The 19558-nt window shown below is 67.4% G+C and carries 15 protein-coding genes, 2 tRNA genes and 2 pseudogenes; 10 read left to right on the top strand and 9 right to left on the bottom strand.

The window, feature by feature from the left end:
- Window positions 1-87: 87 nt before the first annotated feature.
- Window positions 88-1005 carry a stomatin-like protein gene (locus AAN986_RS17745; protein ID WP_047217221.1) on the top strand — a complete coding sequence of 306 codons (918 nt, stop codon included), beginning with the start codon at window positions 88-90 and terminating at the stop codon, window positions 1003-1005.
- Between the two features lie 68 nt (window positions 1006-1073).
- On the opposite strand, the gene AAN986_RS17750 is transcribed toward AAN986_RS17745, so the two are convergent.
- On the bottom strand, window positions 1074-1481 hold the full coding sequence (locus tag AAN986_RS17750) for a tautomerase family protein (protein ID WP_047217220.1): 408 nt from the start codon (window positions 1479-1481) through the stop codon (window positions 1074-1076).
- Window positions 1482-1666: 185 nt separating this feature from the next.
- Between AAN986_RS17750 and AAN986_RS17755 the strand changes: the two genes are divergently transcribed.
- A complete protein-coding gene (locus AAN986_RS17755; protein WP_349335427.1) occupies window positions 1667-2626 on the top strand; it encodes a LysR substrate-binding domain-containing protein in 960 nt (319 codons plus the stop codon).
- A 13-nt stretch (window positions 2627-2639) separates the two neighbouring features.
- Window positions 2640-2729: transfer RNA gene (locus AAN986_RS17760), tRNA-Ser, on the top strand.
- Window positions 2730-2801: 72 nt separating this feature from the next.
- Here the strand turns inward: AAN986_RS17760 and AAN986_RS17765 are convergent.
- Window positions 2802-3539 (bottom strand): annotated as a pseudogene (locus tag AAN986_RS17765) (zinc-binding dehydrogenase); the annotation flags it as partial.
- A 98-nt stretch (window positions 3540-3637) separates the two neighbouring features.
- On the opposite strand from AAN986_RS17765, the pseudogene AAN986_RS17770 reads away from it, so the two are divergent.
- Window positions 3638-4402: pseudogene (locus AAN986_RS17770) on the top strand (sigma 54-interacting transcriptional regulator); the annotation flags it as partial.
- A gap of 62 nt (window positions 4403-4464) precedes the next feature.
- Here AAN986_RS17770 and AAN986_RS17775 read toward each other — a convergent pair.
- Window positions 4465-4893, bottom strand: coding sequence for a hypothetical protein (locus AAN986_RS17775; protein ID WP_223275261.1), 429 nt, complete (start codon window positions 4891-4893; stop codon window positions 4465-4467).
- A gap of 64 nt (window positions 4894-4957) precedes the next feature.
- On the opposite strand from AAN986_RS17775, the gene AAN986_RS17780 reads away from it, so the two are divergent.
- Window positions 4958-5383 carry a hypothetical protein gene (locus AAN986_RS17780; RefSeq protein ID WP_227469615.1) on the top strand — a complete coding sequence of 142 codons (426 nt, stop codon included), beginning with the start codon at window positions 4958-4960 and terminating at the stop codon, window positions 5381-5383.
- A 45-nt stretch (window positions 5384-5428) separates the two neighbouring features.
- Here the strand turns inward: AAN986_RS17780 and AAN986_RS17785 are convergent, their stop codons facing one another.
- A complete protein-coding gene (locus tag AAN986_RS17785) occupies window positions 5429-7366 on the bottom strand; it encodes a PAS domain-containing sensor histidine kinase (protein WP_016452403.1) in 1938 nt (645 codons plus the stop codon).
- Between the two features lie 86 nt (window positions 7367-7452).
- A complete protein-coding gene (locus tag AAN986_RS17790) occupies window positions 7453-7746 on the bottom strand; it encodes a DUF2789 domain-containing protein (protein WP_016452404.1) in 294 nt (97 codons plus the stop codon).
- A 203-nt stretch (window positions 7747-7949) separates the two neighbouring features.
- On the opposite strand from AAN986_RS17790, the gene AAN986_RS17795 reads away from it, so the two are divergent.
- Complete coding sequence (locus tag AAN986_RS17795; protein ID WP_016452405.1) at window positions 7950-8213, top strand: hypothetical protein; 264 nt, start codon at window positions 7950-7952, stop codon at window positions 8211-8213.
- 183 nt (window positions 8214-8396) lie between these two features.
- On the opposite strand, the gene AAN986_RS17800 is transcribed toward AAN986_RS17795, so the two are convergent.
- A complete protein-coding gene (locus tag AAN986_RS17800) occupies window positions 8397-9353 on the bottom strand; it encodes a LysR family transcriptional regulator (protein ID WP_016448914.1) in 957 nt (318 codons plus the stop codon).
- 106 nt (window positions 9354-9459) lie between these two features.
- Between AAN986_RS17800 and AAN986_RS17805 the strand changes: the two genes are divergently transcribed.
- Window positions 9460-10677 (top strand): MFS transporter, encoded by a 1218-nt coding sequence (locus tag AAN986_RS17805; RefSeq protein ID WP_070080484.1) that lies wholly within the window; start codon window positions 9460-9462, stop codon window positions 10675-10677.
- A gap of 47 nt (window positions 10678-10724) precedes the next feature.
- Here AAN986_RS17805 and AAN986_RS17810 read toward each other — a convergent pair whose 3' ends face one another.
- The 3 genes from AAN986_RS17810 to AAN986_RS17820 all read right to left on the bottom strand — a co-directional run bounded on the left by AAN986_RS17810 (window position 10725) and on the right by AAN986_RS17820 (window position 14769).
- On the bottom strand, window positions 10725-12530 hold the full coding sequence (locus tag AAN986_RS17810; RefSeq protein WP_047217218.1) for a tetratricopeptide repeat protein: 1806 nt from the start codon (window positions 12528-12530) through the stop codon (window positions 10725-10727).
- A gap of 70 nt (window positions 12531-12600) precedes the next feature.
- On the bottom strand, window positions 12601-13701 hold the full coding sequence (locus AAN986_RS17815) for a peptidoglycan-binding protein (RefSeq protein ID WP_034364978.1): 1101 nt from the start codon (window positions 13699-13701) through the stop codon (window positions 12601-12603).
- Between the two features lie 45 nt (window positions 13702-13746).
- Entirely contained in the window at window positions 13747-14769 is a 1023-nt protein-coding gene (locus AAN986_RS17820) for a hypothetical protein (RefSeq protein ID WP_241150310.1), read from the bottom strand.
- A 590-nt stretch (window positions 14770-15359) separates the two neighbouring features.
- Between AAN986_RS17820 and AAN986_RS17825 the strand changes: the two genes are divergently transcribed.
- From AAN986_RS17825 to AAN986_RS17835, 3 genes are all read left to right on the top strand, one after another.
- Window positions 15360-15449 (top strand) — tRNA-Ser (locus AAN986_RS17825).
- 584 nt (window positions 15450-16033) lie between these two features.
- Window positions 16034-17218 carry a UDP-N-acetylglucosamine 2-epimerase (non-hydrolyzing) gene (gene wecB, locus AAN986_RS17830; protein WP_047217217.1) on the top strand — a complete coding sequence of 395 codons (1185 nt, stop codon included), beginning with the start codon at window positions 16034-16036 and terminating at the stop codon, window positions 17216-17218.
- A gap of 99 nt (window positions 17219-17317) precedes the next feature.
- Entirely contained in the window at window positions 17318-19549 is a 2232-nt protein-coding gene (locus AAN986_RS17835; RefSeq protein ID WP_160855127.1) for a cellulose biosynthesis cyclic di-GMP-binding regulatory protein BcsB, read from the top strand.
- Window positions 19550-19558: the final 9 nt, after the last annotated feature.

Consider the following 19558-nt stretch of genomic DNA (forward strand, 5'->3'; position numbering starts at 1 on the left):
GCATCGGGCATAGTGGCAGGCACCATCCGCCAGCCGTCCCGCCGCCCTCTTGTTTCACCGAACGCCCCTCCGGGGCCTGGAGACACCATGGAAATCGCCATCGTCATTCTGGTCATCGCGGCCATCTTCATCGCACGGTCCATCAAGGTCGTGCCCCAGCAGCACGCCTGGGTCAAGGAACGCCTCGGCAAGTACGCCGGCACGCTCACGCCCGGCCTGAACTTCCTCGTGCCCTTCGTGGACCGCGTGGCCTACAAGCACAGCCTCAAGGAAATCCCGCTGGACGTGCCCAGCCAGGTCTGCATCACGCGCGACAACACCCAGCTGCAGGTGGATGGCATCCTCTACTTCCAGGTCACCGATCCCATGCGCGCCAGCTACGGCTCGTCCAACTACATCATGGCCGTCACCCAGCTGGCCCAGACCTCGCTGCGTTCCGTGATCGGCAAGCTCGAACTGGACAAGACCTTCGAGGAGCGCGACATGATCAACGCCCAGGTGGTCTCCGCCATCGACGAGGCCGCGCTCAACTGGGGCGTGAAGGTGCTGCGCTATGAAATCAAGGACCTGACGCCGCCGGCCGAAATCCTGCGCTCCATGCAGGCCCAGATCACGGCCGAGCGCGAAAAGCGCGCCCTGATCGCAGCCTCCGAAGGCCGCCGCCAGGAACAGATCAACATCGCCACGGGCGAGCGCGAAGCCTTCATCGCCCGCTCCGAAGGCGAGAAGCAGGCCGTCATCAACAAGGCCCAGGGCGAGGCCGAGTCCATCAAGGCGGTCGCAGACGCCACGGCCCAGGCCATCGAACGCGTGGCCAACGCCATCCGCCAGCCCGGTGGCGAGCAGGCCGTGCAGCTCAAGGTCGCCGAAAAGGCCGTCGAGGCCTATGGCCAGGTCGCCTCTGATGCCACCACCACGCTGATCGTGCCCAGCAGCATGACCGAAGTCTCCAGCCTGATCACCTCGGCCATGAAGATGATCCAGACCGGCCAGCGCACCAGCTGAGAGCTGCCGCCACGCCATGAACAACGGGCCATCGCGGCCCGTTTTTCATTGCAGCGGCGTTGTGCGGATCAGGCGGGTGCGCCCACCTGCTGCACCAGGCCCATGGCGAAGCGCCCGTGGCCCACGGACCAGTCCGAGTAGTCGTTCTCATGCATGAAGATGAACACGTCGGCCGGCACAACCCCCGCCCCTTCATGCAGATTGCGCGCAATGGCCGCATACAAGGCCTTCTTCATCGCATCGCTGCGCCCGCGCCGCATGGTGATCTCGACCACCACCACCGCATCCGAACGCGCTACCCCGTTGAAACTGCGGCTGAACGCGAACTGCCCGGGAGCGTACGGATGCACCATGTTGAACAGTTCGTCCTCGGGCATGCCGATGCCCTCCACCAGGGCGCGGTGAATGCCCTGCACGACGGCATCGCGCTGGGAAGTGGAGGTGGACTGGGGCAGATAGGTGTGGACGAAGGGCATGGTGCTATGTGCTTTGGGATCGAATGGAGAGGGAAAGTCCGGCCAGAATCCACGCAGGATTGCCAGCCGAAGCGGCAAATCTACCGACCGGCCCATGGCCTGAAAAGCGATGATTCGGCCGGTTCTATGTACCTGGAACTCACATAGCCTCCACCCGCCCCGTGACCCGACCCATGACCCGACCCATGACCCGCCGCCTGCCCCCGCTGGCCGCCCTGCGCGCCTTTGAAGCCGCCGCACGCCTGGGCCGCATGACGGCGGCTGCGGACGAGCTGTGCGTTTCGCCCGGCGCCGTCAGCCGCCAGGTCAGGCAGCTGGAGCAGCACCTGGGCCTGCCGCTGTTCGCAGGCACCAAGGCCCGCCCCACGCTCACCGCGGCAGCGCGCACCCTGCAGCCGGCGCTGACCCAGGCCTTCGAGCAGATCCATGAGGCGGTGCGCAGCCTGGGCGACGCCCACGAAGGCCCTCTGGACGTGGCCTGCTTCAGCACCTTCACCGTCAAATGGCTGATCCCCCGGCTGTTCGACTTTCACGCGCACCACCCCGGCATCGAGGTGCGCCTGCGCACCACCGACACCGGCACCGACGCTGCACGCGAAGGCTGCGACCTGCTCATCACGGCCATTACGCACGACAGCGGCGAGGCCCTTGCAGACAACGAGACGTCCCTGCCTCTTTTCGTCGAATACCTGGGCCCGGTGATGTCCCCGGCCATGGCAGGACGCCTCCAGCAGCCTGAAGAACTGGCCAGCCTCCCCTTGCTGCACACACGCGGCCGGCGCAACGCCTGGGACCTGTGGGCCGCCTCCATGGACATGGCCCCGCCCGCAGCGGCCGGCCCCGTCTACGAGCACTACTACTTCACGCTGGAAGCTGCGCTGCGGGGCCTGGGCGCGGCCGTCGCCCCCTGGCACCTCGTGATGGACGACGTGCAGGCCGGCCGCCTGCTGGCGCCCTTCGGCTTCACGGCCTCCGGCTACCGCTACCTGGCGCTGCGCCGCAGCACTGCGGCGCAGACCCGGCTCGACATCTTCTGCAACTGGCTGCAGGCGCAGGCACGGGCCATGCCCGAAGCGCCAGCCGTCCAGGGCATATCGATCACGCATGCAGGAAACTTCGCGGCCACCCCAAAAAATCGATGCTAGAATCGCGGTCTTCGGAGAGGTGGATGAGCGGTTTAAGTCGCACGCCTGGAAAGCGTGTGTGGGCTAATCCCCACCGCGGGTTCGAATCCCGCCCTCTCCGCCAAAATGATCTAAGCCCTTGATTGATTCAATCAAGGGCTTTTTTCTTTGCGCAGCGTGACCACACGGCAGGCATCAGGTCATCGAGCTGGATGCACTGGGTGATGAAGGGCTCGAGGTTGATCTTGCCCTCCTCGACCAGCTTGATGGTTTCCTGGTGGTCGTTGCAGTAGGCAATGGTGCCGCGCACGTCCAGCTGCTTCATGACCACGCTGTGCACGTTCGAACGACACATCCACGCCCTTGCCGCCGGTGAGCTTCATCACCTCGGCCACCACGTTCACCTCGGAGGGGTCCAGGATGTGATCGGCCACGCCCGATTCACGCGCCTTTTGCTTGCGCTTGGCACTGAGCTCGGTGATGACGACGGTCAGGCCCTTGGCCTTGAGGATGGCCGACAGCAGCAGGCCGATGGGGCCGGCGCCGCCCACCAGTGCCACATCGCCGGCCTTCGCTCCGCTGCGGGTGTAGGCATGGTGGCCCACGGACAGCGGCTCGATCAGCGCGGCCTGGTCCAGTGGAATGGCATCGGAGATGGGATGCACCCAGCGGCGCTTGACGGCAATGCGCTCGGACAGCCCGCCACCACGTCCGAGAACTCATGCCCCATGGTGATGGATGCGGACTCGCCCGAGATGGGATGCGGGTGGCCGCAGGGCGGGATGAAGATCGGCCCTTCCATGAACTCATGCAGATCCGTGCCGCAGATGCCGCACCAGGCCACCTCGATGCCCACGGTGCCGGGCTCCACCACGGGTTCGGGGATGTCCTCGATGCGGATGTGGCCCCGGTCGTGGAAACGTGCTGCTTTCATGATTGAACTTTCTGTTTTGCAAGGCTGGGTTGGCGGGCGGCACAGCCGCCCCATGGCGACTATTCGGCCTTACCGCAGGTGATGAACTTGCTGCAGGTAACTGCGCAGCCATTCCCGAGGCACTGCTGGAAAGCGAGCTGTTCGGCTACCTGCCCGGCACCTGGACCGGCGGCGCCAGCAAGGGCCGCGAGGGCCTGATCGCCGCGGCGCACGAAGGCACGCTGTTCCTCGACGAGATCGGCGATATGCCACTGGCCCTGCAAGCCAAGCTGCTGCGTGTCCTGTCCGAATCCGAAATCACCCCGCTGGGCGCCCGCGCGCCACGGGCGGTGTCCGTTCGCGTCATCTCGGCCTCACACCGGCCGCTGGCCGAATTGGTGCGGCGCGGCAGCTTCCGCGAAGACCTGCTTTACCGCCTCAATGCCGCCGAGCTGCAACTGCCCGCCCTGCGCCAGCGCAGCGACCTGCAGGCCATTGCCGACCAGATGCTGGCCACGCTGGGCAGCCATCTGCACCTGGGCGACGCGGCCCGCGCGTTGCTGGCCGCGCACGCATGGCCCGGCAACCTGCGCGAGCTGCACAACGCGCTGCGCTACGCCGCAGCCCTGTGCGGGAACGATGGCGACGGCAGCATCGAGCCCGACCACCTGCCCGACGCGCTGCACAATGCCCCGCCCTGCACCGCCGCCCTGGCCAGCAACACCAGCGAGCCCGCCGCACAGGCGCTGGAGCAACTGCTTGCCCAATGCCAGGGCAACGTCTCAGAGGCCGCGCGCCAGCTCGGCGTCAGCCGCTCCACCATCCACCGCCGCATCCAGCAGCTGCAGCTGGGCGTGCGGCATGCCCAATGGCGCGGGCCATAGGGCCGAGCGGCAACCGGCAATCCCGAAGCATCGCTGACACGGTGTTACAGCAGCTGCGGCGTTCACCAGTAGATTGGCGCGTTTCGTCCATTGCAGCCCCAAAAAAGATGAAACCCAAGATCAACTTCATTGAACGCGAGCGCCTGTTCCGGCGGGAACTGAAACGGCGAAAGGTCAGGTTCCTGCCCATGCAGGTATTGCGCCGGCTGTTCGAGAAGGCAGGTGTCTGAGCCCTCCCCCCACGGCTGCAACAACTGGAGCAGGTCCGGCTGCGCATGCAGCCTCGTCAAACCCGCCGCATTCAGCGCTACACTGCCCGGCTCGCTGCCCATGGGCGAAGCAATGAATACGGCCGGGTGACTTGGCATGTATGGGCAGCTTTGGCTTTGGATTGCCCCAGAAAAACGGGAGAGTGGCTTGCCGATATACAGCTTGTCTTGTGCCAATTGCTCCGCTCCACTGGAGATTGGAAGTGATACGGAACGCTTCATCTGCGCGCATTGCGGAAGCGCCCAAATTCTTGAACGTCAAGGCGGAATCATTTCACTGAAAAAGGTGGAAAACTCCCTTCACGCCATCCAACGGGGCACGGATCGCACAGCCGCAGAACTGGCCATTCCAAGGCTGACGCAAGAAAAGCAGCAGATTCTTGCGCTGCGTGCACAAGCGTTGGAAGCCCATCAAAAGAAGCGTGCACACGCCCGCGGCCGAAGGTTGAAGCTGGCCGGCATCAGCTTCCTCGTCCTGCTTCTTGCGGGTCCTACGGCGATAAACCAGATCAAGATGACTGCCCTCAACACTGCGCTCACGTTGGCGTGGATGCTTTCCTTGATCGTCATACCCGTTCTTGTTTTTCTAAAAACAAGGATGCCGCGGAGTACCTCCGCGCAGCAAGTCATCAGTGACTACGACGCGCAATTGGCGTCGATTGAAGCCCACCTGCAGGCCAATCGCGCCATTGTTTCCACCCTGCCATCTTGATGTGATGGCTTGCGAAAACGCTTCGCAGGCCATCTCGATGGGTGCTCACGCCCTCACCAACTGATGCAGCAACTGGCTCAGATCCTCCTGCGAATACGGCTTGGCCAGCCGCGTCATTCCAGGCGGCAGCGCCGGGATGTCTGCAAAGCCGCTGGCCAGGATGAAATTCAAGCCCGGATACCGCTGCGCAATGTGTTCGGCCAGCTCGACGCCGTTCATGCCGGGCATGGCGTAGTCGGAGATGACCACGTCAAAGCGTGCCTGGCGCGCCAGCAGGTCGATGGCCTCCTGCCCGGCGCTCAGGGTCGTGACGCGGTGGCCCAGGTCTTCCAGCAGGGCCGAGGCATTGGCCCTCACCAGCGGGTCGTCATCCACCAGCAGCACATCCAGGGGCCCCACGTCCTGCACGCTTTGCCCGCCCAGATGGCAGGCCGTGCTTTCGTCTTTGGAGACGGGCATCCACATCTCCACCGTGGTGCCGCTGCCCAGGGCGCTGTGCAGCACGAGCTTGCCGCCGGACTGGGCCACCAGCCCGTCCACCATGGCCAGGCCCAGGCCGGTGCCCTTGCCCACGCCCTTGGTGGTGAAGAAGGGCTCGACCACATGCGAGAGTGTCTGTTCGTCCATGCCCTCGCCGGTGTCCACCACGCGCACGCAGACATACGAGCCCGAGGCCAGGCCCGCAAGCTGGCGCGGCAGCGTGGTTTCCACGGCCGCCGTGATCTTGATGACGCCGCCGCCCGGCATGGCATCGCGCGCATTGGCAACCAGGCTGAGGATGCTGCTCTCGAACTGGCTGGGGTCGGTGGCGATGCGCGGCAGGTCTGAGGCCAGGGCCATCTTCAGAAAGATATGCGGGCCAGCCGTCTGCTGCAGCAGGCCTTGCATCCCGGTCAGCAGCACAGCGACGTCCACGGCCTGCGTCTTCAATTCCTGCTGCCGCGCAAAGGCCATCATGCGCTGGGTCAGCGAGGCACCGCGCTGTGCGCCGCGCGTGGCGATCTCCACCAGCGAACGCAGGCGATCGTCGGGCGGCATGCGCTTGCGCAGCAATTCCAGGCTGCTGAGCACGGCCATCAGCAGATTGTTGAAATCATGGGCCACCCCGCCCGTGAAGCGGCCGATAGCCTCCATCTTCAAGGCCTGGCGCAGCTGGGCCTCGGCAGCCTTGCGCTCCGTCACATCACGCGTGACCTTGGCAAAACCGATCAGTTGGCCCTCGTCGTAGATGGCATCGATCACGACCGATGCCCAAAAACGCGAGCCGTCCTTGCGCACGCGCAGGCCTTCGGCCTCCATGCGGCCGGTGCTGACGGCCGTGCGCAGTCCCGCCTGTGGCAGCCCCGCCTGCTGGTCCTCTGGTGTGTAAAAGCGCGAGAAATGGGTATGGAGGACCTCGTCCTCTTCATAGCCCTTGATGCGCTTGGCACCCAGGTTCCAGCTGACGATGCGGCCCTCGGGATCCAGCATGTAGATCGCACAGTCGGTCACGCTCTGCACCAGCAAGGCAAAGCTGCGCTCGGCGCTGGAAAGAGGGCTGGACCGGGAAGGCACGGCCAAAGCCTGCGATGTCCCGGACGGGGGTGCATCCGCCTCGCGCACACTCAGCAGCAGGGCCAGGCTGCCATCGCCGAGCCGTACGCGCGAGCTGCATGAGGCCACGGGCCGCTCGCGTCCCGTGCAGGTCAGCAAGGGCCAGCGTCTGGCCTGCCGTGCGGCGCCGGCGGGCTCGCACTGGCTGTTGAACCAGCCTGCGCGCCCGCTGCTGGCGACGAAGCGGTCCTCGAAAACACTGCCCTCCAGGGCATCGCCGGAATGCTCCAGCAGGCTCAACGCATGGCGGTTGCAGCGCGCCAGTCGCCCATCGAGTCCGACGACGAAGACTGCGTCCGGAAAGGCCTCCAAAGCAGCAAGGCCCGGATCAAGGGGGAGTTGTGCGTCGGAGCCTGCAGGGGCCGGCGCCAGACCAGTCGAGGTCAGCATGTGAACGACTCCGTAGGCAAATGGGTTGAACGAGCCGGAAAAATTGTAAGCACCACGGGTTCATCGCAAGCGGTTGCATCACAGGATCAGGGACGAGCCTCCTGCTCGTGCCCGGCAATTGCGGGCGAAGGCGCAGCCTGGAGGTCCGGCTCGGCATGCAAGGCCTCGCTGAGCTGATCCACCACCAGTGCCCAGGTCGCATCGGCATGCCACTGCTGCGAGAACAGGGCACGTTGCGCGTCGGTCCAGAACGGTGCATCCACCAACAGCGTATCCTTTTCCAGCCGGTGCGAGAGGATGAACTGCTTGATGCCCTCCGGGCTGGAGTCCAGACCCAGCTGGTCGAAAAGATTGGTCATGGTGGGTTCGGCTGTGATCATGGGGGGGTCCTTGTTGTGACGGGGTTGGCTCAAGGCTAGAAGCTCGGCCGGCGGCACCATGTCGGACACTGAAGCAAGCTGCCGTCGGCGGCCCTTCTGCGAGTGGGCCGCAGCGCCCGCGCCGTGCAAAGCCCTGCTCCTACACGGTTGCCTCGGCGGTCCGGCGCACCATGCAGCCATCTCATCACAGGACATTTCATTCCATGAAGAAACTGCTGCTTGCCACCGCCATTTCCTTCGCAGCTGCCGCTGCCCTGTCACCCGTCCATGCCCAGGTGGGCAAGGCCGCCTCCGAAGCCGCCGACGCTGCAGACCACAAGGTGAAGGAAAAGCAGGCCGACGCCAAGGCCAAGGACAGCGGGCCGGTCGGCAAGGCCGTGAACAACGTCAAGTCGGACTACCACAACAAGCGCTCCAAGCAGTCGGCAGAGAACGCCAAGGAATCGCTGAAGAAGGCGACCGAGTAGACGGCAACGCCCGGATAGACCAAGGCCCACTCGCGTGGGCCTTTGTCTTTTGGAGAAGCCCGGCCATGCCGGGCGCAGCCTCAGAAGCTGTGCCGCAGCGCCAACATCACACTGCGCGGCGCACCGGGCAGGTTCAGGTCGGGGCTGGTGCCGTGGGCGGACACGATGCAGCAAGCAAGCAACTCAGGGCAGCGGCGCGCGCATTCCCGTCAGGCCCGGCATGACTTCCCGCATGGCCGCAATGAAGGCGCGCAGCCGCGCCGGCTGGTGGCGCGCGGGTGGGTAGACCAGATGCACGGGCAGCGGCGCCGCCTGCCAGTCGGGCGCCAGATGCACCAGGCGCCCGGCCTCCAGATCCTCGCGCACGATCCAGGCCGAGGCCAGGGCCGCGCCCAGTCCGCCCAGGGCGGCGTTGCGCAGCGCATAAAGGCTGTCGGTGCTGAGCCGGGGCTCGAACTGCAGGCGCCAGGATTTGCAGACCCGCTCATCGCCCACGCGGTGCAGCTCCAGCTCGCGCTGGTAGAAGGTGCGCAGCGCAATCCAGGGCAGGCCCTGCAGTTCGCGCGGGTGCTGGGGCACGCTGCCCTGCCCCAGCAAGGCGGGCGCGGCCACGGCAATGCGCGGCACCTCGGCCACGCGCAGCGCAATCACCGAAGGGTCGACCACGGTGCCGACCTGCACGGCGCAGTCGATGCCTTCGGCAATGAAGTCCGGCTGGCGGTCATGCAGCAGCCATTCGACCTTGACGGCCGGATGGCGGTCCAGAAACGCCAGCAGCGGCGCCATGAGCTGGTCCTGGCCAAAGGCGTGGGGCGCGACCACGCGCAGCAGGCCGCGCGGCGTGTCCTGGGCGCCGCGCAGGTCGGACTCCAGCGCGTGCCATGCCTCCAGCAGCTCGCGCGCATGCTCCAGGCAGCGCTGGCCGTCGTCGGTCAGCGCCATGGCGTGGGTGGAGCGCCGCAGCAGGCGCAGGCCCAGCGCGCGCTCCAGCGTCTGCAGGCGCCGGCTGACCGTGGGCTGGGTGGTGGACATCTGCTGCGCAGCGGCCGAAAGACTGCCGCTTTCGACGATGCGCACAAAGGTCTGCAGCAGTTCGATGCGGTCAGCGCCAGAAGGCAGGGGAAGGTCGGCAAGGGTCATACGCCAAGCGTATATCGATTCTGCAGGCGCAGCCACTACCGTGGTGTGCTGCGCCGCACCACACTACGGCCATCGCTTTTCAACTGCGCCTGACAGGCGCCTCAACATGTCTTCTATTCAATCTACGCATATGCAAACCGCTGCGGGCGCGCAGGCTGCCGGCGTACCGGCATCGCTGGTGCTGCTGATGGCGACCACGGCGGGCGTGGGCGTGGCCTCGCTCTACTACAGCCAGCCCATGCTGGGGGTGCTCGGCCCCGACCTGGGCGCAGGTGAACGCGCCGTGGGCTTTGTGCCCACGCTGACCCAGCTGGGCTATGCGCTGGGCATTTTGCTGCTGGCACCGCTGGGCGACCGCATGGACCGCCGGCGCATCATCCTGGCCAAGACCGCCGCGCTGATGCTGGCCCTGCTGGCCAGCGGGCTGGCTCCGGACCTGGCGCCGCTGCTGGCTGCCAGCCTGGCCGTGGGCCTGGCCGCCACCCTGGCGCAGGACGTGGTGCCGGCCGCCGCCACGCTGGCGCCCGAGCACCAGCGCGGCAAGGTGGTGGGCACGGTGATGACGGGGCTGCTGCTGGGCATCTTGCTGTCGCGCGTGGTCAGCGGCCTGCTGGCCGAGCATGGGGGCTGGCGCAGTGTCTACCTGCTGGCCGCCGCTGCCATGGCACTGCTGGGGGTGGCCCTGTGGCGCGGGCTGCCGAGTTTCAAACCCACCACGCAACTGGGCTATGGCGCGCTGCTGGGCTCCATGGTGCAGCTGTGGCGCAGCCAGCCTGCGCTGCGCCGCGCGGCACTGGCACAGGGCCTGCTGTCGGTGGCCTTCAGCGCGTTCTGGTCCACGCTGGCCGTGATGCTGCACCAGCAGTTCCACATGGGCAGCGCCGCTGCCGGCGCCCTGGGCCTGGCGGGTGCGGCCGGTGCGCTGGCCGCCCCGCTGGCAGGCCGGCTGGCCGACCGCAGCGGCCCGCAGCGCGTGACCTGCCTGGGTGCGGGCCTGGCCCTGGCATCGTTCGCCGTGCTGGCACTGTCGCCCTGGCTGCCGGCCGGCGCACAGCTGCCACTGCTGGTGGCCAGCGCCATCGGTTTCGACTTCGGCATCCAGGCCACGCTGGTGGCGCACCAGACCCTGGTGTATGGCCTGGAGCCTGCCGCGCGCAGCCGGCTCAATGCGCTGCTGTTCACGGGCGTGTTCATCGGCATGGCCTCGGGCTCGGCGCTGGGCGCGCTGGCCCTGGCGCAATGGGGCTGGGGCGGCGTGGTGGCCCTGGCCTGCGCGGCATCGGCGGCAGCGCTGGGCGTGCGGCTGGCCGGCCGCCAGCACTGAAGCTGGCAGGCCGGGCCGTTGGCGGGCCTGCCAGCCTATGTCCTGGCCTATGCCCCGGCCTGCAGACGCGCCGCGCGCTGCGCCAGCCGCTGCTGCTGCGAGGCACGCAGGGCAGCGATCTGCGCCAGGATCTGCTGCTGCTTTTCCATCAGGCGCTGCGTGTGCACGCCATGGGCATCTCCCGCCAGGCCCTGGGCGATGCAGGCGAGCGCGCGCCCCGGGTCGCCGCACTGCTGCCAGGTGTAGGCCAGGTTGAGCTGGGTGCGGGCATCGCGCGGGTCTATGCGCTCGGCCTGCAGGTAGGCGTCATGCGCGGCAGCAAACTGCTCCTGGCAGAACAGGCAGTCGCCCAGCACGTTCCACAGCCAGGTGCTGAGCCAGGGGTTGAGCTCCAGCGCGCTGCGCGCCAGCTCGATGCCTGCCGCAAAGTCCCGCAGCTGCAGGCCCACGAATTCGGCCACCTCGCCCAGCAGGCGCCAGTCGCGCGGGCTGCGGGTGATGGCCTGGCGGTAGCTTTCCAGTGCGGCGTCCTGCCGGCCCGACTCCAGGTGCGTGCGGGCCTCATGGGCCGGGGCCTCGAAGAACTGCTGCGCGTCGGCGCTGAAGCGGTTGAGAAAGGCGGCCGCCGTGCGCTCGCAGCCCTCGCCGATCAGCAGCCGCGCATGGATGGCCCTTTGCGCATCGCCCGGAGGCGCCAGCACCTGCCAGCCCTCGCGCCCGAACAATTGCGCCAGCAGCGGGAAGTTCAGGCCGATGGCGCTGGTGCGGCCAAAGCGCTGGGAGGCGCCCGACTGGGCCGCCGCCTCGGGCGTGCAGGCGCCGTAGTCGTTGATGAGCACCAGGCCCTTGGGCGCCAGCCGCTGCTGCAGCGTCTGCAGCGCGCCGAAGGCGCCGTGGTTGACCAGCAGGCGTGTCGCGTCCTCGCTGACGGACAGGGCGGCATCCACCCAGGGCGACAGTGCCGCGTCGCCGCAGTCGAAAAATCCCGTCTCCTGCTCGAACAGGCCCACCAGGGGCAGCAGGCGCGCGCGCTCGGCCGCATCCGCGTGATCCACCAGGGCGCGGATCTCATGCGGCGACAGCGCGGTGTACTGGCGCACGAGCTGGGCATCGTCCGTCAGGCGGGTGCGTATGCGCAGCTCCTGCACCGGCCCGCCATTCTGGCGCCGCACGACGGTGGCGGGCAGCACATCCAGCACGTAGTTGCAGAACACGGCATGCAGCGGCGGCAGCGGCACCGTGCTGCCGTCGTGCAGCCGAACGGCCTCGGGGTGCATGGCGTCGCAGCAGCCTGCCACGACCTGGCCGCCAAACTCGGCAAACAGGCCGCGCTCGTGCCACTGCGCAACGGTGCGCGGCGAGCCGTCTGTCACGTAGCAGACCAGCCGCTGGTCGAAATCACGCCCTTCCTGCTGGCACAGGTGCCGGAAGGCCTGCAGGAACATGCGCGCGAACAGGCCGCAGCCCGCGCCCAGCTCCAGCACGGCAATCGTGCCCTGCGGCGCCGTGTCCGCGCAGTGATGGAACAGCAGGGCCGCCGCATCTTCGGAGAGACGGCCGCTGTTGTTGACCACGTAGGGCACCTCGTTCTCGGCAAAGGTCAACAGGCCCGCCTGCGCCCAATGCAGATGGCCCAGCTCCCACTCGATGCTTTCGGTGATGGGCCGAAAGTCCTGCAGCAGTTGCGAGGCGACGCGCACACCGGACAGCACGTCCTGCGGCGCACGGACCGCAGCGGGCGGCCCGGTGGGCGCACCGGCAGAGGCGGAAAGGGACAGGGAAACGGGCATGGACATGGACAGGGGCAAGGGCACGCGCAGCGCGGCCTCGCCCTTCGAATAGTCGGTTCTCAAGATGCTTTCTCCGGGAGATGCACGGCAGTGGCGCCTGCCCGCGCGGCAGGCGACAGACGTCCGGCCGGGCTCAGGGCACGGGTGCCCACTTGGACCAGTTCAGGTCGGCCTGCTCGAAATCGGCCTTGAGCATGCGGCGCATGGCGGCCACCTCGTCCTGGGTGATCTGCGTTTCCTTCACCTGCTTGCCCGTGGCCAGGGTGCGGGCCTTGGCCAGATCGGCCTTGGTCACGGAGGCCGTTCCGGCCCAGATGGACTTGGCCGAACCCACGGTGACCCAGTGCTTGCCCTGGGACTGCAGGTCGGCCTGGTAGGCGGATTTCCAGCGCATGTTGTTCTGCGAAACGGCATTGAGCAGCTTGGCCAGCGAGCGCTGGTTGCTCACGCCTTCCTGGGCGAAGGCCTGCAGGTGCACGCGCTCGAACTTCAGCGGCAGCAGGCCCTGCTTGGCGGCCAGGCGGTCGCGCTCATCCCACCAGCGCGCGGCATCGGCCGCTTTGGCGGTATGCAGCTGGTTGAGCCAGTCGGCATCGGTGACGATGCTGCCGTCGCCCTTGACCCACTGGAAGCGCTTGAAGCCGATGTCGGCCGCCCGGCCGAAGTTGTGGTTGCTCTCGCCGGGGCCGGCCTTGGTCTGGGTCTCTGCCGCCTGCTGGGCAAAGGTGCGGCGGCGGCCGGTGGGCGTGATCCACAGCGCGATCTTGTGCGTGTCGTACATCTGCTGCACCAGGCTGGCCAGCTTGGCGCGGAAGGTGGGCTCGTACTCCGCATCGTTGGCAATGGCGGCCTTGCTGGTGGCCGCATCCTGGGCCTTGGCCTCGATATACACCGTCTTGGAGTTGTTCGCGGAGCGCATGTTCTGGTGCGATGCAGGCAGCATGGCGCTGAGCTTGGCCACCGTGGCGCCACCGGCTGCCGCCAGGCCCAGTGCCTCCTTGGCGCCACCGGCCTGCGGCTGGCCGGGCGCGGCCTTGGCCGCCGCCAGCTTGTGGTCGTTCTGGAAACGCTCCAGCGCGGCGCGCGTCTGCGCGCCGTAGCTGCCGTCGTAGTCCACGCCCAGATACGGCGCGTTCTTGGCGTCCTTCACCACGCGCAGCATGGCCTGCAGCAGGGCCACGTCATGGACCTGGTTGCTGCCGCCCTCGCCTACGCTGTCCTTGATGTCTGGCATGTGTCTTCCCTCTTTGCGGTTGTCGGTGTCACGCGCTGCACGGGCTCAGCGGGCGGGATCGGTCTTGCGGTCAGGTTTCCGGCCGGGCGCCTGTTCCGCCTTCGGCAGCAGATGCGCCAAAGGCACCGTGCGCGGCTGCAGCCTGGCCGAGCAGGCACGCAGCCGCAGCGATTCGGCATGCGCCTGTGCCATATCCGCGGCCACCTGCACCAGGGCGTGATGCGGCGCAGCTCCTGCGGGGCGCGTGAGCACCACGGCATAGCCTCCCAGGCAGTCGGCCTGCTGCGCGCGCGCTGCACGCGCGGCGGCCACGCCGGCATAGCGCGCAGCCACCACGGCCTGCACGGCAGCCGGCGGCGCCGATGCCTGTTCGGCAAACGCCTGCCGGCCTGCGTTCCAGCGCAGGCTGCGGGTCTCGATCTGGTCGGGGGCGTCGTCCTGCGGTGAGTCATAGCGCACCAGCAGCACCGGGATCCGGCCCGTGGGCGCCAGCACCCAGCTTTGGTAGCTGCCTGGAGGCTCTTCGTACTGCCAGGCCAGATGCGGCCCCTGGGCCGTGGCGACATAGAGCGCATGGCGGCGCTTGGGATGGTCGAAGCCGCCCATCTGCGTGACCAGCAAGGCGCGCGCCCCGCCTTGCACGCCGGGCAGGCGCAAGGTCCGCGCCGCAGCGGTGACCGTGCCTTCTTCCTCGCCGGTCGTCCAGACGCGCGCGCGCTGCGCGGCCTCGGACAAGGGGTCGCCCGCGCCGTACAGCGGATCGGATGGCGCCAGCTGGGCCTGCCCTCTTGAAGCAGGCCAGGCCAGCGCCGCTGGCTTGCCTTGCTCCATACCGGCACGCACCAGCCTCAGTTCGAAGGGACAGGCCGACTCCGTGCAGGCAGGCAGGGACAACTCATAGGCAGGCGCCCCCTTGGCCGTGCCGGACGGCAGGCTTTCCAGCACCTGCCGCTGCAGCCCGGCAGCGAACGCCGTCGTACCCAGCAGCGCCACAAGCCCGAAGGCCAGTGCGGGCAATACCGGCGTCTGGCGAAATGAAGAATCGGCGCGCATTGAGTGGAAAGCCATGGTGATAGCGAGTTCCTATGATTTGCCAGACGGAAATCCGTTACTGCTGCATTTCATCGGCGCAGGCATTTTCCACAAGCTCCCATTCGATGTCTGTTGCAAAATGCATCCAACGCCGCATGAAGGAAATTCGTCCCCCGCAATGCCTCCCGGACCCCGTGCAAATACCGATTCATTGGCGGTGTTTTTTCAAGAAACATCAACAATATCAATAGCTTGCACCAACACAGATGGGCAATGAAAATACCATCTTGTACACATGAAAAATGTCGCCACAGATGGACGGGCCGCACCGGAGATTCACACCGCATTCCGGCACCTTCCATTTACACGAACTCCATTACATTTTCCACCCTGAAAATCAGTGGATGACACCAGGCGCATGCATTGAACCCATCGCAAATCCGTCCCATGTCACGGTATTGCCTGCCGTCACTACCCGCCTGTCCGCGCCCGGACAGGCAACACCCGGCATTGCCACGGTTGCACTGCAGGCCCTGAGTGGGGCAACCATCGCCGCACGGGCCAGCGCAGCCGGCACCAGTTTCTTACCGTGGACGCCCGAAATCACTGCTACAATCGAGGGCTTCGGAGAGGTGGATGAGCGGTTTAAGTCGCACGCCTGGAAAGCGTGTGTGGGCTAATCCCCACCGCGGGTTCGAATCCCGCCCTCTCCGCCATACACCCAGCAAAACGGGCCCCTACACGGGGCCCGTTTTCTTTTCCGGGCCTGCATTCGGCCCGGGTCCTGCCCCGCGCAGCCTCGCGCCGCATCCACCCGGCAGGCCGTCAGCGCATCAGGGAAAGTCACAGGCTGCACCTGCCCCTCAAGCCTTGCGCAGACCCCTGCCTGGGCATGCAATACGCAGGTGTCCGACAGGCACAGCCTTGTTTCAGTGATGTACTAGCTGCAACAAAGCACCCAGGCGCGCAGCTTTGTGCAACCGCAGCGCGGCGCGAACAAGCATTCAGGCCCAGCCGCAAGAGGCTTGCAGGGTGAGCGATCCGACGGAGGTTCCAAATGGAAAGCAATGTCACAAAATCCCTTCAAGTCCTCTTAATTTCCGTCAATTTCACTCAATTGACGATAGTTTTCAATCAGAGACGCCAAGCCGATCGAAAAAGCCAAAAACCCGACGTATATTCCACACCGCCTTGCAGCCTGCCCGGCCCGCCCTCGGGCTGAGACGGCCCCCGCTCTCCGGGCGCGGAGCACCAGAACAACGCAGGAGCGAAGAGCACAAGAAGACGCAAAGGGGTTGGCATGAAAATTCTTTCGTTTTTCGGGACCCGTCCCGAGGCCATCAAGATGGCGCCGCTGGTGACGGCCCTGTCGCAGACGCGCGGCATCGAAAGCGTGGTGTGCGTGACGGGCCAGCATCGCCAGATGCTGGACCAGGTGATGGAGCTGTTCGGCCTGCAGGCCCGGCACGACCTGGCCGTCATGCAACCCAGCCAGACACTCAACGGCCTGTTCTCCCGCGTGGTGGCGGGCGCCGACGGCGTGCTGGAGCAGGAAAAGCCCGACTACGTGCTCGTGCACGGCGACACCAGCACGGCCACGGCCTGTGCGCTGGCAGCATTTCACCGGCGCATTCCCGTGGGCCATGTGGAAGCCGGCCTGCGCACGGGGGATCTGGCACAGCCCTTTCCCGAGGAAATGAACCGCCGCGTGGTCGATGTGGTCAGCCAGTGGATGTTCGCGCCCACGCCCACGTCGCGTGCCAACCTGCTGCGCGAGAACCTGCAGGGCCGCATCGCCGTGACCGGCAATACCGTCATCGATGCGCTGGCCACGCTGTGCGACCGGCTCGATGCCCGGCCCGAGCTGGCCCGCGACATTGCCGGGCGCCATCCCTGGGTGGACGCGCAGCGCCCGCTGCTGCTGGTCACGGGCCACCGGCGCGAGAACTTCGGCGAAGGCTTCCAGAACATCTGCGCCGCGCTGGCCGAGCTGGCGCGGCGCCATCCGGACCTGCTCATCGTCTACCCGGTGCACTTCAATCCTGCCGTGCGCGAGGTGGTCATGTGTACGCTGGGCGGCATGGACAACATCCGCCTCATCGATCCGCTGGACTATGTGGACTTCGTCTGGTTCATGCAGCGGGCCCGCATCATCCTGACCGATTCCGGCGGCGTGCAGGAGGAAGCACCCTACCTGGGCAAGCCCGTGCTGGTGATGCGCGATGTGACCGAGCGGCCCGAGGCCGTATCGGCCGGCACCGTGCTGCTGGTGGGCACGCAGCGCGCGCGCATCGTGGCCGAGGTGAACCGCCTGCTGACCGATGAAGGTCACCGCGCCTCGTTCGCGCGCCGCATCAATCCCTATGGCGACGGACGGGCCTCGCAGCGCATCGTACGGGCCTTGCTGGGACAGCCCTTCGAGGAGTTTGCCGCCGGACCGGCAGGCATCCTCGCCACCATGGGCAAGGGCCTGGCGCCGGCCTGAAGGCCGCCAGTCCCAACGCAACGGCAGCCGCCCTGCAGCAACTGAACGTGTCACGAATCGCGTCACGAACCGAGCACCGAAGTGAAAAAGAGGCCACCCATGCAACCGACCATCCACCGCCATTCGTTTTCCCGCACCGGGGCCCGCTGGGCGCTGGGTTCGCTGCTGGGCCTGGGCGCCCTGTTCGCCCAGACGGCATCCGCCTCGGCGCTGGGTGACGCCATACGGCAGCTGGGCGCCAGCGACGGGCTGCAGCGCAGCGTCACGCTCAAGGAGCTGGGCATTGTCGACCCGGTCGTGCTGGCCGGCACGGCCACCCAGGACTTCTACCTGCCCGTGCCGCGCGGCCTGCCTCTGGGCGATGCCAGCATCGCCTTCGATGGCCGCTACCTGAAGGGAGAGCCGGGGACCTCGACCGTGGTGATCTCGCTCAACGGTACGCCGGCCGTATCCCAGACCGTGCCGGACGGCGAAGGCACGCTGCAGCGCAACCTGCCCGTGGCCCAGCCTGCGCGCGCCAGCGACTTCGTGCGCCTGGGCGTGAACTGGCGCAACCGCAACAACAGCCAGCAGCGCTGCGACGAAAACCACTCCCTCGCCAACTCGCTGACCATCTCGCCGCAGACACGCCTGAGCTACCGCTTGGACCCGCGCGATGTGCGCACCATCGAGGATGTCTGGAACACCCTGCCCGTGCGCACCACCGTGCTGGTGTCGGGCAGGCAGCTGGAGCAGGCCTCGTTCGACAGCGCCTGGCGCATCGGTGCCAGCCTGCAGCGCAACAACAGGCGCATGCAGGTACGGGCCCTTCCTGCCGTGGGCGAGGTGATCGACCTGCGCGGCCTGGAGGTTCCCGCCGCCCTGGCCGGCGTGCCAGCCTTTGCCGCGCTGCGGGGCGCCGAGCCCCAGCACAAGCTGGCCAGTGACGCCGAGCTGGGCGCGCTGATCATGCTGGGCTCAGCCCAGGTCAGCGGCGACATCGTGGTGGCCGACAAGGCACTGCAGCAGCGTTTGACCGCCGCCTTCGCGGCCCTGCAGACCCAGCTGGCGGCCGACCCCGATGCGGGCCAGGCGCTGCAGCAATGGCGTGCCCGCCGCGCGCCGCTGGCCAGCGAGGCGCTGGCCTCGCAGCAACTGCGAGCCTTGCCCATGGGCCGCCAGATGGTGCTGGCCGTGGCCTCCGATGCGGGTGCGCGCGTGGCCGGCCTGCAGGAGGCCGCCCTGCAGCGCCTGCTGGTCAGCGACAACGTGACGGTGGCTGCGGCCCAGCCCCCGCAATGGGACGAGGCCAAGGGCATACGCCTGTCCAGCCTGGGCGGCAGCCCCGACAGCTTCGACGTGCTGTCGCGCGGCGAGTGGACGATGAACTTCCCGCTGAGCGCCGTCGCCTCGCAGGGCCGGATGCCGGGCGAGATCACGCTGTACGTGGCCGCAGCCCCCGGCGCCTCGGCCACGCGCCCCGTGGCCACGCTGTTCTGGAACGGCATGCTGCTGTCGGCCCGCCAGCTGGACGCCAACGGCCAGCCCGAGCGCCTGCGCGCCCGCGTGCCCGGCTACGCGCTGGGCATCAACAACACCTTGCGCGTGTCGGTGCAGCGCCAGCCCTACTCGGCCGACTGCAACGAGATTCCCCAGCCCTATCCCGCCAGCGTGCTGCCGGCCATCAGCTATGTGACGCCCGGCAAGGCCGAGCCCAACGGCAGCTTCATCGGCCTGCTGCCCCTGCTGGGCGCCAGGTCGCAGCTGCTGGTGCCTGCCAGCTACCTGTCGGCCGCGCCGGCCGCGCTGGAGCGCATGGCCAACCTGGCAGCCGCCAGCGGCCTGTCGGCCTCGCAGGCCGAGCTGGTCGTGGCCCAGGCCGATGCGCCCGCCAAGCCTTCCATGCCCTTCGTGGCCATGGAGGTGCCGGTGGACGGCGCCAAGCCCCTGGTGACGGTCACGGACGGTCAGCAGCTGCGCATTCGCGGCAAGTCGCTGGACTGGCTGGACATCAAGGGGCTGAAACAGCTGTCCTCGGCCGAAGTGGTCACTGCCGGCGGCCAGCAGGGCGTGCTGTGGCGTGCCATCGGCGAGTGGACTGGTGGCCTGGGCGAGCCCTTCCTGCTCAATCGCGGCAACATCGCCGTGATCGGCGGTGACGGCCCGCTGGCCTGGGTCGACAGCAGCAACCCCGATGCCGGCATTCCGTCCGGTCCGCGCGAAGGCGCCTTCCACGAATGGCGCAATTTCCTGTCCTGGAGCGTGCCCGGCATCGCCATTGCGCTGGTCGTGGTGGTGCTGCTGGTGCTGCTGGCCTGGGCGGTGGCGCGCAGCAAGCAGCCCAGGCACTGAGCCGGGCCC

Origin of the sequence: Delftia sp. DS1230 (assembly GCF_040112715.1) — a bacterium.
GTDB lineage: Bacteria > Pseudomonadota > Gammaproteobacteria > Burkholderiales > Burkholderiaceae_C > Comamonas > Comamonas tsuruhatensis.

Coding starts and splice junctions, on each gene's coding strand:
- AAN986_RS17745 (WP_047217221.1), top strand. CDS start 88: ATGGAAATCGCCATCGTCATTCTGGTCATCGCGGCCATCTTCATCGCA.
- AAN986_RS17750 (WP_047217220.1), bottom strand. CDS start 1,481: ATGCCCTTCGTCCACACCTATCTGCCCCAGTCCACCTCCACTTCCCAG.
- AAN986_RS17755 (WP_349335427.1), top strand. CDS start 1,667: ATGACCCGCCGCCTGCCCCCGCTGGCCGCCCTGCGCGCCTTTGAAGCC.
- AAN986_RS17775 (WP_223275261.1), bottom strand. CDS start 4,893: ATGAAGCGTTCCGTATCACTTCCAATCTCCAGTGGAGCGGAGCAATTG.
- AAN986_RS17785 (WP_016452403.1), bottom strand. CDS start 7,366: ATGCTGACCTCGACTGGTCTGGCGCCGGCCCCTGCAGGCTCCGACGCA.
- AAN986_RS17790 (WP_016452404.1), bottom strand. CDS start 7,746: ATGATCACAGCCGAACCCACCATGACCAATCTTTTCGACCAGCTGGGT.
- AAN986_RS17795 (WP_016452405.1), top strand. CDS start 7,950: ATGAAGAAACTGCTGCTTGCCACCGCCATTTCCTTCGCAGCTGCCGCT.
- AAN986_RS17800 (WP_016448914.1), bottom strand. CDS start 9,353: ATGACCCTTGCCGACCTTCCCCTGCCTTCTGGCGCTGACCGCATCGAA.
- AAN986_RS17805 (WP_070080484.1), top strand. CDS start 9,460: ATGTCTTCTATTCAATCTACGCATATGCAAACCGCTGCGGGCGCGCAG.
- AAN986_RS17815 (WP_034364978.1), bottom strand. CDS start 13,701: ATGCCAGACATCAAGGACAGCGTAGGCGAGGGCGGCAGCAACCAGGTC.
- AAN986_RS17820 (WP_241150310.1), bottom strand. CDS start 14,769: ATGGCTTTCCACTCAATGCGCGCCGATTCTTCATTTCGCCAGACGCCG.
- wecB (WP_047217217.1), top strand. CDS start 16,034: ATGAAAATTCTTTCGTTTTTCGGGACCCGTCCCGAGGCCATCAAGATG.
- AAN986_RS17835 (WP_160855127.1), top strand. CDS start 17,318: ATGCAACCGACCATCCACCGCCATTCGTTTTCCCGCACCGGGGCCCGC.